Below are 15,577 nucleotides of genomic sequence, written 5' to 3'. Positions count from 1 at the left end.
GGGAACGAGCACCACGGGGGAACCACATGACCACACTGAGCACTCGCGAGCGGGACCGTCGCGCACAGCGCGTCTTCTTCGTCGTCATGGCGGTCGTCATGGCGGGCGCGGACATCTGGCTGCACTTCCACGCCGGCGCCATCCGCCCCTCGGCCTTCTGGGTCCCCACGGTCGTCGGACTCGTGTACGGCGCCGTGGTTTGGCCGCTCGGCCTGCGTCAGGAGTCGGGGTGGTGGCCGAACCTGGTCGCGGCGGGGTTCCTCGGTGGCTTCCTCGTCCTCATCGCGACGAAGACGTTCTCGCCGTACGCCTGGTTCCTCGCGGTCGTGATCGGGACGTTGCTGTTCCAGGCCTCCCTCCCGCGGAAACGGCCCGCAGCGCGGGTCGCCGCCAGGGTCCCCCTGACCGAGGTGCGACCGTGGACCGGCTCGGAAGTCACGGCCACGGCCGTCGAGCACCGCATCGGCAAGAGTCGGACGAAGCCAGCCGTGGCCCTCACCACGCAGGACGGGGTCACCGCCTTCCTGGTGATGGAGCTTGCCTCGTTCTTCGACGGGGAAGCGGCGATCGCAGAATCGACGAACGGCGAACAGCTGACCTTCCTCGCCAGGAAGGGTGTCGCGGCGAAGTCGTCGATCCTCGACGACGCGACGCCGGGGATGGCCGACGGCACGCTGTTCCTGCACTCGGCGAAGGACGAGTCGCGGCCTTCCGCCGTCTTCAGCGACGACGACGCCGCCGCGTTCGAGCAGTGGGTCCGCACGCTCCCCGAGGACTGAGCCCCCGCCGAGCCCGGCGCGACGCGCACACTTCGGCGTCACATCCGGTCACGTTCGACAGCAGTTCGTCGCCCGGGCGTACCGTCGCCGTGTGACCGTCGGAACCGCAGTGGCCGTGCTCGTGGGGGTCCTCGCGCTCACCACGGTCCTCGGTCTCCTGCTCCGCCACCGGACCGGTCGAGCCCGATCGGCGGGGACCGGCGCGTCGACGAGGCAGGACGCAGACGGCCTCGCGCTCGACACCGATTACGGCACTGCCGCCACGTTCGTCCAGTTCTCCACGCCGACCTGTGCGCGGTGCCCGGCCACCCGGCGCCAGCTCGACGCTGTCGCAGACCAGCACGAGGGCGTCCGACGCATCGAGATTGACCTCGCCGAGCACCCCGAACTCGCTCGTCGCTTCGACGTGATGCAGACGCCGACGGTCCTGCTGCTCGACGCCGACCGCACGATTCGCACCCGCTTCGGAGGCCCACCCCGCCCGCCCGAGCTCGCCGCAGCCCTCGACGCCGTCCTGACCACAGGCAGCACAGACACCACACGCGGCACAGACACCTCAGGCACCACCGGCAACCAGGAGTCCCGATGACCACCAACACCGACACCGAACGCGGCATCGACCCGCGCTCCCCACGCTTCGGCGCAGCCATCACCACGGTGCTCCTCGCCGCGACGATCGTCCTCACGCTGATCCCCGAGACGGAGGTCGCCGGCATCGTGCTGCTCGCGGTCATCGTCGTGCTGTTCGCCGTCGGAGGCATCGCCGGCATCCGCCGACACCCCTACGGCGCGCTCTTCCGACGGGTCGTCCGCCCGCGCCTCGCCCCGCCCGCCGAACTCGAGGCCCCGGAACCGCCGACCTTCGCCCAGCAGGTCGGCCTCTTCGTGACCGCCGTCGCCCTGCTTCTCGCCCTGCTCGGCGTGCCGTACGCGGCCCCGATCGGAGCCGCGGTCGCCCTGGTCGCCGCGTTCCTCAACGCCGCCTTCGACGTCTGCATCGGCTGCCTGCTCTACGTGTGGCTGGTGCGCGCGGGCGTCTTCCGTCCGCGGCGCGGCGTCGCCTGACGGCGTCCGGCCTGGAGGCCCGCCTCGCCTCGACAACACCGCCAGCGTCCGACGGGTGCTCGGCTCCAGAACACGGCTCTGCCCCGCCCCGTAGGGTGAGCGGGTGGGGGAAGACGAACGAATCATCCGGCGCGCGTGGCGTCGTACCACCCTGGTCGTGTCGATCGCTGCGGTCGCCGGAGCGGTGGCAGGGTGGGCAACCTCGCGGGACGAGGACGCCTGGACCGTCGCCCTGGCGATCTTCACGTGCGTCGCGGTGCTGGTCGGCATGGCCGGGATGCTCTCGTTGCTCCCAACCAGTGCACGCGCGTCGTCGATCATCACGCAGGCGACCGAGGACCTGACGAGAGACCGTCGCAAGATCATCACGAGCGCCATCCGCTCGGGTGTTCCGCTCGCGGACGACGCGGGCCCGGAGCTGCGGCACCGCGCGCTCACCCTCGCCCGCGCGACCGCCGCGTTCAACGGGCTGATCCTCGTCCAGAACCTCCTGCTGTTCGCAGGAGCCGCAGCCCCCCAGTTCGCCCGGGTCGTCACCGGCGATGGCAACGCGATCATCAGCCGGATCTTCCTCGCGCTCTTCGTCATCGAAATGGTGTTCGTCGTGCCGTTGCTGGTCGTCCGAGGCCGCCGAGCTCGGCGCTACGCGGATGCCGCCACTGCCGAGAACGAACGCCGCAGCACTACTGAGATCCCTCTCGCATGACCGCCGTGTCGGAAGCGCCAGCCACCCCCGAGGCCGTTGCCCGCCGAGCCTGGCGCAGAACCGCCGTCATCGTCACGATCGGTGTGGTCCTCGGTGCGGTCGGCGGGTTGCTCTTCGCACGGCAGGACAGCGCGCTCCAGACCAGTCTCGCGATCGTCGGCATCGCTGCAGGAGTGGGTGGTCTTCTCGGCACCTTCTCGATGCTCACCACGACGCTCCGCCGATCCTCCGACATGCAGGCGCCGATGGATGGGCTCTCACGCTTCGGCCGGAAGACGCTCGCGAAGGCGATCGCGAGCGGCACCCCGATCGAACCAGCCGACTCCGACCTCGCGCGACGGGCATTCGACCTCGCCCGTCTCCGCGCCGCCTACCAACCGGTCGCGCTCGGCCAGTTCCTGCTGCTCTACGTGGGGATTGCTGGCCCGCAGATCCCGAACCTGTTCGACGACGACTCGTTCGTAGCTGGCCTCAGTCGCATCATCTGCGGAGCACTCCTCGTCGTGGCTGCCGCCATGTCCCCCGTCATTCTGCGTCAGACCCGGGCTGCACGACGCTACGTGCAGGCGGCCACCGAAGCAGCCGCCCGCCAGCGCTGACTCAGGAGGCCTGCCGCACCTCGTAGCCCTGAGGCGATCCTCCACCCTGTACGGTGAAACACCAGTACAAGGTTTCAAGGGGGCGCAGTGGGCATACAGATCGACGAACTGACCTTCGGGTATCGGCGGGACCACACGGTGCTCTCCGGGTTGTCGACGGTGTTCCCGACCGGAGCGAGCGTCCTGCTCGGGCCGAACGGCGCTGGCAAGTCGACCCTGCTCGGGCTCGTCGCCGACACGCTCCGCCCCCGCGCCGGGACGATCAGCATCGAGGGACTGGGGGAACCGGGGACGCGCGGAGACCGCCGACGGTACCGCCGCGGCGTCGCGTGGCTTCCACAGCGGAGCGGCTCCTTCCCCGGCTTGACCACACGGGAGCACGTCGCGTACTGCGGTTGGCTGAAGGGCTTGTCGCGCGCCGACGCCTGGGATCGCTCGACGGCCGCGCTGACCGCCGTCGATCTCGCCACCCGTGCCGACGCACGAGCGACCTCGTTGTCGGGCGGCCAGATCCGGCGGCTCGGCGTTGCCGGCGCGTTGGTGTCCGGCGCGCAGTCGATCCTGCTCGACGAACCGACGGCCGGACTCGATCCGGCACAGCGGGCGCGGTTCGCTCGGGTGATCCAGAACCTGCCGACGGAAGTGTCCGTCGTCGTCTCGACACACCAGACCGAGGACGTCGCCGCGACCTACGACCACGTGACCGTCCTCGTCGAAGGCCGGGTGCCGTTCGCTGGTTCGGTCGCGTCGTTCACCGAGCCGTTCGCAGACCTCTCGCCCGCCGAGGCGGTCACCGCTTCGTACGCGCGGTTCACGCGTGAGGACGACTGATGCGCCCGATCATCCCGTGGCGCAGCCGAGCAGCAGTGTGGCTCCTCATTCCTGGGCTGCTCGGCGTCGTCGCCTACAGCGTGCAGTTCGCAGATGAGACGACCGTCGCCGGCTACTGGCCCGCGGCGATGGCCGGCTCCGCGATCTACCTGGTGTTCTCGTGCGGAGTGGCGGCCACGGCCGGCGCCTGGGAAGGGAAGCGCTTCCGTCTGGCTGCGCCCGTGATCGAGTCCAGCAGCCGACCCAGTGCACGGCGCTGCGCCGATGCAGATCGCCTGCGCTTGCGGACGATCGACGATCGGCGCTGCGGCGAGGCCGGACCCGGCGGCCAGGGCGACGACGGTGACCACGGCGAACGAGCTCGCGCCGATCTGGAGTCCGAACCGGCGTGCACGGTCACCGCTCGAGCGTCGAGCGACCGCGATGACGAGCAGACTGCACCCGGCGAGCAGACTGAACGCCGTCGCAATGACCGGTGCCCGGATGTCGAGCGCGGTCTCGACCGAGCAGCAGTCGGCCATCACGAGACCGGCGAGGTACCGGAGTGGGAAGTAGTCCACCGACCAGGTGAAGCCGAGCCAGCTGTACGAGACGAGCAGACTCAGCGGGATGGACGCCACCGGCGGGAGCCACCGCCCCAGTGCGAATCCGATGCAGCTGTGGAAGAACAGGATCCCCGCGAAGGCGAGGCCGACGAGGGGCGACGGGCCACCGGGAGCGCCCCAGGTGTCCCGACTCATGAGTGCGACCGCGACGAGCTGGAGCAGCAGACCGACGGCCAGTGGTGTCCACAGGTGATCGGTGACGACTGCTGCCGCCGACCATCCGAGCAAGCAACGCACCGGCGACGGCCGACGTCCTGGACATGATCGTCCAGGTCCGGATGAACGACTCCGACCTGCTGCACAGCATCACCACCTCGATGCTCGGCGACGCCGAGGTGGCGTACTGCGGCACCGAGGAGGACGACACCGAACGCCGCAACGATGCCGCCGTCGCCAACCGGTGGCTCATCGACGTCGCCGCCGAGGGCATCGTGAACGCCGACCACGTGGAACCCGCCCTCGAGCTGGACGACCCCGACGTTCTGCGAGCCCTCCGTCGTGCTCCGGTCCCCGCTCAGGCCGCGTGGGTCACCGCGACGGTCGACCGGCTGACGGATTGCTCGATCGGCCACATCGCGGTGCCGTCCTCGTGATCTGGTGGCTGCGCGTCCACCGCACCCTGTCGTTGCTCGGACTCACGACCGCCCTGACGGTGCTCTCGATCGCGCTCGGCCCGATCGGCATGTTCTTCCCCTCGTTCGGTGGCGGCGCACCGTTCGCGCTGATCCCCGTCGCGGCCGTGCTCCCGCTGGTGATCGCCATCGCGACGAGTGCTTCGATCACCCGCGCACCCTTCCCGCTCCGACACGGCGGACGGACCTGCTCGAGCTGACCACCGTCATCGCGGTGGTCGCGCTGGTGACGGCCACCGCGAGCATCGGCCTCGCGATCGGCGCCGAACCCGAGGCCGCGGTCGCGACCGCCCGGAACACGATCGCGTTCTGCGCACTCGCACTGGTCAGCCGAGCGGTACTCGGCGACCGGTACCAATCCGTGCCGGGCGTGCTCTACCTGTTCGTGGCAGCACTGTTCGGCCGAGGAACACCGGGGCAGCCGGCCATCTGGAGTTCCCGGGCGGGAAAGTGGAGCCGGGCGAGTGCGCTGAGGGAGCCTCCGACGAGAGCTCCACGAAGAGCTCGGCCTCGACGCAGTCGTAGGCGCACTGATCGACCGCTCCGTCATCCGTGTGGGCAGCGTCGACATCGATCTCGCCACGTATCTTGTCCCGTGGGTCGAGGCGGGGCCGACGTCGAGCACCGACCACGACGAGCTGCGCTGGCTCTCTCCCACCGACCCCGGCTCGCTCCGATGGGCCACGCCCGATCTTCCGACCGTGCGGGTGCTGACCGCCGGACCCGGCTACGGCCTGATCTCTCGGAAGTCACCACTCGAGCTCGGCCACCACACGGTGATCCCGACCGAGGTGCAGAGCTCCACCATCGAAGAACTCGGTTCGGACGGCAGGAGGACGGCCGGGGTCACCGACAGACCGCGACGTCGCGCGACCGCGGCGTAGTCGAGTGCCTGCCCGATCGCCGTTCGGACGTAGGCGCGAGCGGTCGACTTCTTCGCCTCGACGACCTGGTTCAACGTCGGGACGTACAGGTCAGGCACGATCGTCACCCCTTCCTCGGTGAGACGCAGCACCTGCACGTCCTCACCGCGAGCACGGAGCCATTCGCCGAAGCGCGTCTGCAGCTCGAACTCGCGACGGGAGACGGACCGCTCCGACTCGCCTTCGTCGACCCGGCGCACCTGGTACTCGCTGAAGTCGAGCGGCTGCCAGGCAGTCGTGGCCGGAGGCGCCGGAGTCTCGGGCCCTCGGCTCGAAGCGGCGCCCACCTCGACGATGAGCGCGGGTAAGAGCGACGTGTCCGCGTCGACGGCGACGAGGTTGAACACCAAGCCGTCCCGTTCAGGGGACGAGCCTGTCCCGGGGAACCGCTCCCAGGTGTACGGCGGATCAGCGAGCGCGAAGCTGCCGACGTAGGTCACGGTGCCCTGACCGCGGAACACGCGGATCGAGCGGCCGAGCTCCTCAGAATCAGCGAGCGCCTTGTTGTTGCGTGTCAGCTTCTGATCGCCGCTCTGCCCCTGCCCCGTGTACCGGAACACCTCGTCGCTCCGGAGACCTTCGTGCACCTCGTAGCCGTGCTCCCCTCCGCCGTCATTGGTGAAGACGAGCATCTCGTCCGTCGATGCGACGCGTGTGATGCCGTCCTGCCAGCTCCCGCCACCGAGACGGTTGTGCAGCTCACGACGACCGATGCTCGTTCCGATCGGGATGTCCCAGACCATTCCCATTCCCATTCCCCTCGTTATGGGAACGCTAGGGCACACTTCCGAGACAGAGCGAGCGCACACAAGCCCCAGAACGGGTGCTCCCTTGACGGTTGCTCACGACAGAGGATGAGTCGGTACCGGGACGTTCGGGGAGGGCGGTGGTGTGATCAGGACACTCCTCAAGGGAGCACCATCGTGACCATCGCCGGCACCTCTGCCGGGGCAGAAGCCCTCCGGCTCCTCAGCCGTACCGACGAACACCGACCGCAGACGGAAGAAGCCGAGCAGCGCGCCGAACGCTACGACCTCGCAGAGTGCTCCAAGCCGAAATCGCCTGTGTATCCGCGTCGCTCGCCGGTATCGGAGTGCACCTGGTCGATGGGAAGGCACAGCGCGAAGCGTCTGTCGGCGACGTTCGTATCCATCGCGTGCAGGAGGTCGTCACCGACGACGTCGCTCGGCTCTCGGACCTCGTTCGGACCGGAAGGCGCCTCCGCCGGGATCGGGCGGCACGCGCATCGTCTTCCGAACGTCGGTGAGGACTCATATCCTGAGCCGCTGCCATCCGGACGGGGAGAGCAAGATGATCACTACGCAAGATGAGTTCGACGCACTCGAGACCGAGTGGCGAAGCTTGCTGACAGGCCGCTCTCTCGTGATGGAAGCCGATGTCGACCCGCAGCTCGCGAGAGAGGTCTTGGCGATCATCGGGCGGAGCTACCCGTGGACGAGCACGCCCTCCCGTCGATCCGCATTCCTCAACAAATACCGCGCGACCTTCATCGTCGGGCTCTGCAACACCGCGTTCGAGTACCGACTCGGCGGGATGTGGCCGTTCGTTGAGGAAGCGCTGGGACACCAGCTTCCGCAGGCAGATCAGATCATCTTGTCGGATGCGTTCCGTGTTGCACTCAACTCGTTCGGGCTTTCTCGGTTCAGCTTTCCCCGCCGGAACGTCGATGAGATCCTCATGCACACCGGTATCCCGGGACAACGTATGGACGAGTTCCTCGAGCTCCTTGCGCGCCGAGCTGCCATCACGGAAGGGCTCGACGGCCGGCAGTTCTGTCAATGGCTCCGACGGACCAGCACGCACACGGCGACACTCGTGCACAAGCTCGACGTCCCGACCTATCGCTTCCTGACGGAGGGGCGCGAGATTGCGGAGGACCTTGTCGACCGATGTCTCGACCTGCTCGAAGTCTGGAGCTCGAATGGTGTCGACGCAGCGGACGTGGCCGCATTTCCGAGGCTCATGCAGCCTGACCTACTCCGTGGTCTGGAAGAACTCGGGCAGAAGCGCATTGCACGACCGCGGACGCGCGGGCGCGAGATCGAGCTGCACCCCCGTTTGGTGTTCAGCGCTTCGGAAGGTGTCGAGGTCAGCCTTCCACCGTTGGAGGTTCTGACGGAGGACACAGTGTGGTGGACGGTCCGGGGCGACGATCTCGCGCTGCGCTTGCGAGCCGACCCGCCGTGGCCCGGAGACCCGGTCGAGCAGATCCGAGTCCCTGTGAATCGAGTCGCGCGCGACGTACTCGTGCAGGTGTCGCCGGGGGATCAGTCGTGGGAGCTTCCGCTGATCGATCCCAACGACCCGTTGATCGTGTTCGACGGACAGACCGGCCTACTCCTCCCTCCGAGGAACAGCCTGCCTCGGGGTGCGGTCTGGGTGGCAGCGCCGAACCCAGATGGGCTCCCGCTCGAGCAGCTCCTCGAGTACGACGGGCCCGGGTTGCACGCGGACATCGTCGACAGCCCGCTGGGGTGGGGCGACTGGCTGTTCGTTAGAGTCGACCTCAGGGACGTCGCGCAGTTCCGTCTGCGAGGAACGACACCCTGGCGCTACACCTCCGCCACGATGCGGCCGTCGATCATCCTGCCCCCCGCCGTCGCCTTCGCAACGGCCATGGACGGCGAAGGCGTCTACGGAGTGCTTCCCCGAATCACCATTCCCGGCGCCCCGTCCATTGGAACAGAGAGCCCCTCAGACGGAGTCACTTGGCGGTTGTCGATCCGGCGCGCGAGCGACCGTTCGTCGGTCTTCGACACTACGGTCGTCGCGGAGCGGAGCCCGGCCGACATCAAGCTGACTGATCATTGCGATAAGCCGCTCGTCGGCGCGTTCGATCTAGAAGTGTCCGGGCCGCTCGGACGCGGCACGCGCAGGCGAATGACGATCGTTTCGGGTCTGACAGTGTCACCCGATGTGAACTTCCGTCGGATGCTGTCCGGACATGACGGGCTCGAACCAGCGAGTGTCGAAGTTCGCTGCCTCTCTGGCGTCGTCACATCACATTCCTCACTCGTATTGGGTCGGCGCCGTTCTACCGCTGCTCTCGAAGCACGAGACGACGAAGGGAATTCCGTCGCCGTCAGCATTAGGGTGCCGTCGATGTCCGTTGCGCTCATCCGAGCAGGATCGGAGGGCGTCGCGAGCACCACACCACTCCTGGTCGATTCCGACGAAGTCAGCTCTCTATCGGTTCGTGTACGTCACGGGTCGGTAGACGAGCACCCTCACCTTGTGGCGATGCATGGCGAGCTCCTTGTTCAGACGCTCGCCCCCAAGCGCCGACGTCGAGACGGCGTGTCCGATTTCACCCTCGCAGAGATCGCGGACACCGTCGGTCAGCACGAGGTCCTGGATCTGTACGTCGGTGCGAACGGGACACGAACGCTGGTGGCACGCGTCCGACCGCGCGCCATCGTGAGCACTGTCGGCCGAGAGGGAGCGCGACTCCTCCTCGAAGGCCTCCGCACGGACGAACCCATCGAAGTCGGCATCTACAGGCGGTTCGCGCCGTGGCAACCGCCGATCGTGCTGACTGCTGATCAGGGCGCAGTCGTTCTCACCTCCGACCTGCTCTACGAGGGAGAACTTGTTGCGGAGGTCAGGACTCAGGATCCTTGGGTTCCTAGCCGCTGGAGCGCCGAAACGCCCTCAACCTCTGAGAACGTCTTCCGTGTGGCGGTCGATCAGCTCGAAGAACCGCATGAGCCCTCTGAACGTGGAATTCGGTCCTGGCTCGCCGGCATGGAGCCGCTCGACGTGACACCGCAGAACCTTCCGCTCGCTATGAGTCTGTACTCCGGCAGCACGTTGGATCGGTTCGATCAACCGGGCTCCCGACTGCGGCAGCAGCTCGTTGCTGCGATCCGGCCGGTCCGCGCTCTCGTCCCCAACTTGATCGAGAACGGAAGTGTGCTCGATCCCTCGATTGGCCTCATCGTCGGTGCCGATGTGGCAACGGTCGCGCCCGGCACTTACCGATCCACGAGTCGTATGTGGGACTTCCTCCCCGGGATTGCTTACCTGACCTTGATCCGCAGCGGACCAGAGGCACTCGTATCGGCGGATGCGGATGCTTGCGACCGGGCTCTCGGCAACGTGTTCTCAGAGTTCTCGAAGAGCGCCTCGGATCCGCTGGCGAATGTCGGGCGTTTCGACGACACGACCAAGAAGCTGGCTCGCATGCCTCGCGAGCGGGTGGACGCGCTCTGGCGGGTCGCGAACTGCGTGCCGACATCACTCCTCGACAAGGACAGCCGAGCGGCCGCCGCGAAGGAGCTGTTCGACAACCGAGCTGAAGCCACCTACGACCTGCGCAACGGTCTGCACATGCTCGACGTAGTGTGCTCCTACTTCGAAAAGGTTTACGGACGGTCGGCACTGACACCGATCCGTCGTCGCTTCGGTGACGAGGACTGGACGAGTCTGCCGGCGATGTCCATCGCATTCGCCCTGGTGGCCAGAGCGACGGCCCGCAGCGCCGGAGGCGCGGCACGCCTTCACGAGCTGACACGGCCCTACCTCGAGGTCCTCGCGCGGGCCGCACCGGGCCTGGTGCAACAAGACCTCGTCCTCGCAGACATTTGGATCGAACATTGGAGCCGACGGTGACCGGAACGATCGATCCGCTTCGGGTCGGCGAAGTCGTCACGACGACGTACAAGCGGTACCTCAAGACCTTGATCGAACCGGTCGACGAGCGTTTGAACAAGGCGCTGAGCGACGCCGTCGAGCGCGAAGCGGGGCGCGGACTCACCAAGGGCCCGTACCTGCATGTCCAACCTCCGTACCTGACCGGAGCAACTGCTCAGCAGCTCATCGACGCGGGGACCCTGTCCCCCCGGTTCGCGCGGTTCGGCTCGCGTTTCCCGCTTGATCGATCGCTCTACTCCCACCAAGAGGAATCGATCCGCAAGATCGCCGCGGGACGCAATGTCGTCGTAGCCACGGGCACGGGGTCCGGCAAGACGGAAAGCTTCTTGCTGCCGATCCTCGACGCGATCCAGCGAGAAGCGACCGAGGGCAGCATCAGCGCAGGCGTTCGCGCTCTGTTGCTCTACCCGATGAACGCCCTCGCGAACGATCAGCTCAAGCGCCTCCGCATCCTGCTGGCGGAGACCCCGGAGATCACGTTCGGCCGGTACACCGGTGACACGCGTGAGCGGGAGGACGACGCCGTTGCTCAGTTCGAACGACAGAACCCCGGCGTTCCTCGGCTCCCGAACGAACTGCTGAGTCGAGAGGCGATGCGAGCGAGTCCGCCGCACATCCTCCTGACCAACTACGCGATGCTCGAGTACCTCCTTCTTCGGCCCGCGGACCTCGAGCTCTTCACGACTTCTGAGCACAGCGGCACGTGGCGTTTCGTCGTCGTTGACGAAGCGCACGTTTACGACGGCGCGACCGGAGCCGAAGTTGGTTTCTTGCTCCGGCGTCTCCGGGAGCGGGTGGCCCGAACAAGGACCATCCAGTGCATCGCGACGAGCGCAACGGTCGGGACCGACCACGCAAGAGCGGCCACGTTCGCGTCAGACCTTTTCGGCGTCCCCTTCGAACACGACGAGTCGACAAGCGGACACCAAGATGTGGTGACCGCGAGACGCGATGTCGTCTCGCCGCAAGACACGCAGGGCGAGGACCCAATCCGTGTCGTTCAACGGCTCGCTTCCGAACAGCCGAGGACGCTCGATGAGTTGGCCGCGCTGCTCGGCCCCTCCATCCCGAATCGGACCGCACTGGTCGACGTCATCGCGCGCGCCAACGAGCCGTCGACAGACGTCTCTCGAGAACCACTCGATGCGAAGTACCACCTGTTCGCGCGAGCGACCGAGGGCGCGTTCACGTGCCTCACCGACAGTGGCCCGCATGTGGCTCTCGTGAGGCGTGAGCACTGTGTCGAGTGTGCCGGCGCAATGTTCGAGTTCGCCGCTTGTCGCAACTGCGGTGGCACGTACCTGTACGGGTCCGAACGGACTGCGGACGGTGAACACTGGTTCACTCCGAAGTCAGGAGCAACGGAACGCGTCACCTGGCTCAGTCTCGAGCCTCCTCTCCCAGAGCAGTACGACGAGGACGAGGTGAACCTCGCCCCGGACACGCTTCCTCAAGAATCGACATCGCTTGTCCGGCTTTGTCCTCGATGTGGCTGGATGACCGCTCGAGAGGCGACCAGCTGCCGCCACGCCAGCTGCGCAGGACAACCCCTCGTGCGCGCTCAGCGCATCCGCGCGGCGCGTCCAGGCAGGTGCCTCCACTGCGGATCGGCACGTCCCAACGTGGTGCGTCGGTTCGAGAGCGGCAACAACGCCGCCGTCGGAGTGCTGACCTCGGCTCTGTACGAGGAACTGCCCCCGGCCGTTGCCGCTGAGGAAGCGGAGCTGCCGGGCGGCGGCCGGAAGTTGCTCGTGTTCAGCGACAGCAGGCAACAGGCTGCGTTCTTCGCACCCTTCGTCGAAGACTCGCACTCCCGCTTCATCCGCCGACGACTCGTCCTCGAGGCCGCGCGCTCAGCGACCTTCGAGAACGAGGCGCCTCGTACCACGGACATCGCCAGCGTCGTCCGCAGGTCGGCAGCGGCCCGAGGGGTGTTCGATGTCTCTTCCACAGCCTTGGATCGCCAGACACGCGCGGAGACCTGGGTACAGGCCGAACTTCTGAGCCTCGACGACCGCATGTCGCTTGAAGGCACCGGCCTGCTCTCCTGGCGGATGCACGATGTTGAAACCCTACGAGCCGTACCCGCCCTCGAGTCCCTCGGATTCAACCGCCGAGAATCATCGGAACTCTTGCAGGCCCTCGTCCGATCGGTCCGTGTCCAGGGCGGTGTCGGCTCTCTCGAGCGAGTCGACCCTCGCGACCCGCTCTTCGAGCCCCGTCTCGGTCCCATCTACATCCGCGGCGCCGGTGCGGACGGACCGCGAAAAGTCTTGAGCTGGCTGCCTACGCGTGGCGCCAACCGGCGTTCCGACTACCTCAACCGCGTCTTCCGCGCAATATCTGTCGACGCGAACGTCGAGCAAGTCCTGAACGGCATCTGGCGCCTCCTCACAACAGACGGGCCCGAAGCGCTCGGTTGGTTCACGTCCTTCTCGGTCCCCGCTACCGGGGTGGTCCAGCAGCTTGATCCGAACAAGATCGAAGCCGTCGTGCACGACGAGGAATCCGATCTCTGGCGATGCTCGGTCTGCCGTCGCGTCTCATCCATCAACGTTCGCGGTGTCTGCGAGACCTACCGTTGTCAGGGTCGGATGGAGCAGTGGCGTCTCCCATCCCCCGATCTTGACGAGGATCACTACCGAGTCCTGTACCGCGAATCCACGGTCGTGCCGATGCTTGCTTCCGAGCACACGGCGCAGTGGACCAGTGATGAGGCCGCTTCGATCCAGCAGGACTTCGTTGCCGGGCATATGAACGTGCTCTCCTGCTCCACGACGTTCGAACTCGGAGTGGACGTTGGCGAGCTCCAGTCCGTTGTCCTCCGCAATGTCCCTCCGACGGTGTCGAACTACGTGCAGCGGGCGGGGCGTGCCGGACGACGTGTCGACAGCGCTGCGCTCGTCCTCACCTATGCGCAACGGCGCTCGCACGATCTCGCGATGTTCGCTGATCCGAGGCAGCTGATCGCCGGCGCAGTACGCCCTCCGACGGTACCGATCGCGAACGAGCGGATCGCTGAGCGGCACGTGTTCTCGATCGTCATCGGGGCGTATTTCCGTCATCAGTGGGATGAGCACCGCCGGCGCTTCCGCTCAGTGATGGACTTCTTCGACGCAGATGACGGATTCCGGGGCTCCGACGGCCTCACAACCTGGGTCGCCGAACTCCCGGAGCACGTGCAGGACTCGATCGACACCGCGCTGAACGGAACGGTCTCAACCGAGTACGCACGGTCCGACCGTTGGCAACGCTCCCTGGCCGACTTGATCCAGCGAGCATCCGAAGAGTTCGTCCAGGAGAGCGCGTTCTACCGGCAGGCGGCCGCTGACGCGTTCGCGAAGCAGAAAGGAGGGCTCGGCGACAGGTACAACCGGATGCTCCGCACCGTTCAGCATCGCGAGCTGATCGGATTCCTCGCCAACCACAATCTGCTTCCCAAGTACGGATTCCCGGTCGACACGGTCGAGATGCAGACGCAACTCGACTCTCCGCTCAGCGGCAAGCTCGAGCTGTCTCGGGACCTCTCCCAGGCGATCTTCGAGTACGCGCCGGGCGCCCGCATCGTTGCCGGCGGCAAGGTATGGACTTCGGTCGGTCTCGGCCGTCGGCGGGAACGCGAGCTGCCTCCCGTCCACTTCCGCATCTGCAAGGAGTGCGGGCTGTACACCGAATCGCTCGAACGCGACGATGAGCCGTGTGCCCGTTGTGGAACCAGCCCGAGCGGTGCTCCTCGAGAGTACTTCGAACCGCGGTTCGGCTTCATCGCGGAGGGTGGGAAGGATCGACCTGGGGAGTCACAGCCGCTGGCAAGCTGGAGAGGCGAGACACGCCTGGCTTCGGAAGGGGTGACCGTGTCGGCAGTGGAACACGAACTCCTCGGCGGGGTCGTCGGCGTCGAGCTCGCTGAACGGGCGCGTATGGTACGGATCAACGTCGGTCCAGCGGATCGGGGCTTCTGGGTGTGCGACTTTTGTGGTCGCGCGGAACCCGTGCTCGGGGAACGTCCCGCGGGCGATCACAAGCACGCACGCACCGGCAAGACATGCACCGGTTACTCGCGCGGTTACGCCCTGGCACACAAGTACGAAACAGACGTGGTTCGGATCTCATTCAGCCGACCGTGGACGGGCTCCGATGTCAGCGCGACCTCCCTCTCGACCCTCTACGCCGTCCTGCAGGCCGCGGCGAACCAGCTGCAGATCTCTCGGGACAACATCGACGGTGTCACGGATGGGTACGGACAAACCGCATCGATCACATTGATCGACACGGTACCGGGCGGCGCGGGCTACGCACGGCTGATCGCAGACCACTTGGAAGCCGTGCTGGCAAGAGCACTACGAACCGTTCGCGACTGTGAGTGCGGCCCTGAGACGAGCTGCTACCGCTGCCTCCGGACCTTCTCGAACCAACGCCACCACGATGACCTCGCTCGTGGCCTCGCCGGCGACTACCTCGCTGCCCTGCTCGACGAAGGGTCCTCCGGCTCTTCAGAGTCGACCGCGGAACTAGCCGACCCCGCCGTCTTCGGCATCCTGGCGGCACTGCGAGACGTTCCCGCACCAGTGATCGGCATGGACGTCGGTCCGTCGAACGAATGGCAGGTCGAGCTCGCTTGGCCTGATTCCAGGGTGGCCGTCGTCATTGACGACGACATCCAGAGGAACTCGTGGCTCGTCTCCGAAGGTTGGGAGATCCTCACCGCAAGATCAGCTGCCGACGAGGTCGTGGTCGACGCCGTGCGCCGCGCTGTCCGATGA

The 15,577-nt window shown here is 66.8% G+C and carries 12 protein-coding genes; 11 read left to right on the top strand and 1 reads right to left on the bottom strand.

All coding sequences use genetic code 11. The annotated features are described in order from the left end of the window. The first annotated feature begins 26 nt into the window (after positions 1-26). The 9 genes from OE229_RS09375 (at position 27) to OE229_RS09335 (ending at position 5,417) form a co-directional block, all read left to right on the top strand. Positions 27-779 (top strand): hypothetical protein, encoded by a 753-nt coding sequence (locus OE229_RS09375; RefSeq protein WP_262137621.1) that lies wholly within the window; start codon positions 27-29, stop codon positions 777-779. A gap of 91 nt (positions 780-870) precedes the next feature. Then, a complete protein-coding gene (locus OE229_RS09370; protein ID WP_262137619.1) occupies positions 871-1,368 on the top strand; it encodes a TlpA family protein disulfide reductase in 498 nt (165 codons plus the stop codon). Next, positions 1,365-1,844 (top strand): DUF4395 domain-containing protein, encoded by a 480-nt coding sequence (locus OE229_RS09365; protein WP_262137617.1) that lies wholly within the window; start codon positions 1,365-1,367, stop codon positions 1,842-1,844. The genes OE229_RS09370 and OE229_RS09365 overlap by 4 nt, the downstream gene beginning before the upstream one ends. Positions 1,845-1,947: 103 nt before the next feature. Continuing rightward, a complete protein-coding gene (locus tag OE229_RS09360; RefSeq protein WP_262137615.1) occupies positions 1,948-2,550 on the top strand; it encodes a hypothetical protein in 603 nt (200 codons plus the stop codon). Then, positions 2,547-3,149, top strand: coding sequence for a hypothetical protein (locus OE229_RS09355; protein ID WP_262137613.1), 603 nt, complete (start codon positions 2,547-2,549; stop codon positions 3,147-3,149). The genes OE229_RS09360 and OE229_RS09355 overlap by 4 nt, the downstream gene beginning before the upstream one ends. Before the next feature lie 87 nt (positions 3,150-3,236). Next, positions 3,237-3,980, top strand: coding sequence for an ATP-binding cassette domain-containing protein (locus tag OE229_RS09350; RefSeq protein ID WP_262137611.1), 744 nt, complete (start codon positions 3,237-3,239; stop codon positions 3,978-3,980). Then, the gene (locus OE229_RS09345; protein WP_262137608.1) at positions 3,980-4,849 is read left to right on the top strand and encodes a hypothetical protein; all 870 of its coding nucleotides are present in this window, start codon (positions 3,980-3,982) and stop codon (positions 4,847-4,849) included. The genes OE229_RS09350 and OE229_RS09345 overlap by 1 nt, the downstream gene beginning before the upstream one ends. Then, on the top strand, positions 4,846-5,178 hold the full coding sequence (locus OE229_RS09340) for a DUF7224 domain-containing protein (protein WP_262137606.1): 333 nt from the start codon (positions 4,846-4,848) through the stop codon (positions 5,176-5,178). The genes OE229_RS09345 and OE229_RS09340 overlap by 4 nt, the downstream gene beginning before the upstream one ends. Next, positions 5,175-5,417, top strand: a complete 243-nt coding sequence (locus tag OE229_RS09335; protein WP_262137604.1) for a hypothetical protein — start codon at positions 5,175-5,177, stop codon at positions 5,415-5,417. The genes OE229_RS09340 and OE229_RS09335 overlap by 4 nt, the downstream gene beginning before the upstream one ends. A gap of 527 nt (positions 5,418-5,944) precedes the next feature. Here OE229_RS09335 and OE229_RS09330 read toward each other — a convergent pair. After that, entirely contained in the window at positions 5,945-6,883 is a 939-nt protein-coding gene (locus OE229_RS09330; protein ID WP_262137602.1) for a YDG/SRA domain-containing protein, read from the bottom strand. Between the two features lie 568 nt (positions 6,884-7,451). Here OE229_RS09330 and OE229_RS09325 point away from each other — a divergent pair. Then, a complete protein-coding gene (locus tag OE229_RS09325; protein WP_262137599.1) occupies positions 7,452-10,772 on the top strand; it encodes a hypothetical protein in 3,321 nt (1,106 codons plus the stop codon). Beyond that, entirely contained in the window at positions 10,769-15,577 is a 4,809-nt protein-coding gene (locus OE229_RS09320) for a DEAD/DEAH box helicase (RefSeq protein ID WP_262137598.1), read from the top strand. Before OE229_RS09325 ends, OE229_RS09320 begins: the two co-directional genes overlap by 4 nt.

The sequence above is a fragment of the Curtobacterium poinsettiae genome (genome assembly GCF_025677645.1).
GTDB classification, from domain to species: Bacteria; Actinomycetota; Actinomycetes; order Actinomycetales; family Microbacteriaceae; genus Curtobacterium; species Curtobacterium poinsettiae_A.
The sequence above is the reverse complement of the archived record's forward strand: the minus strand, read 5'-3'. Positions and strand labels throughout refer to the sequence as shown.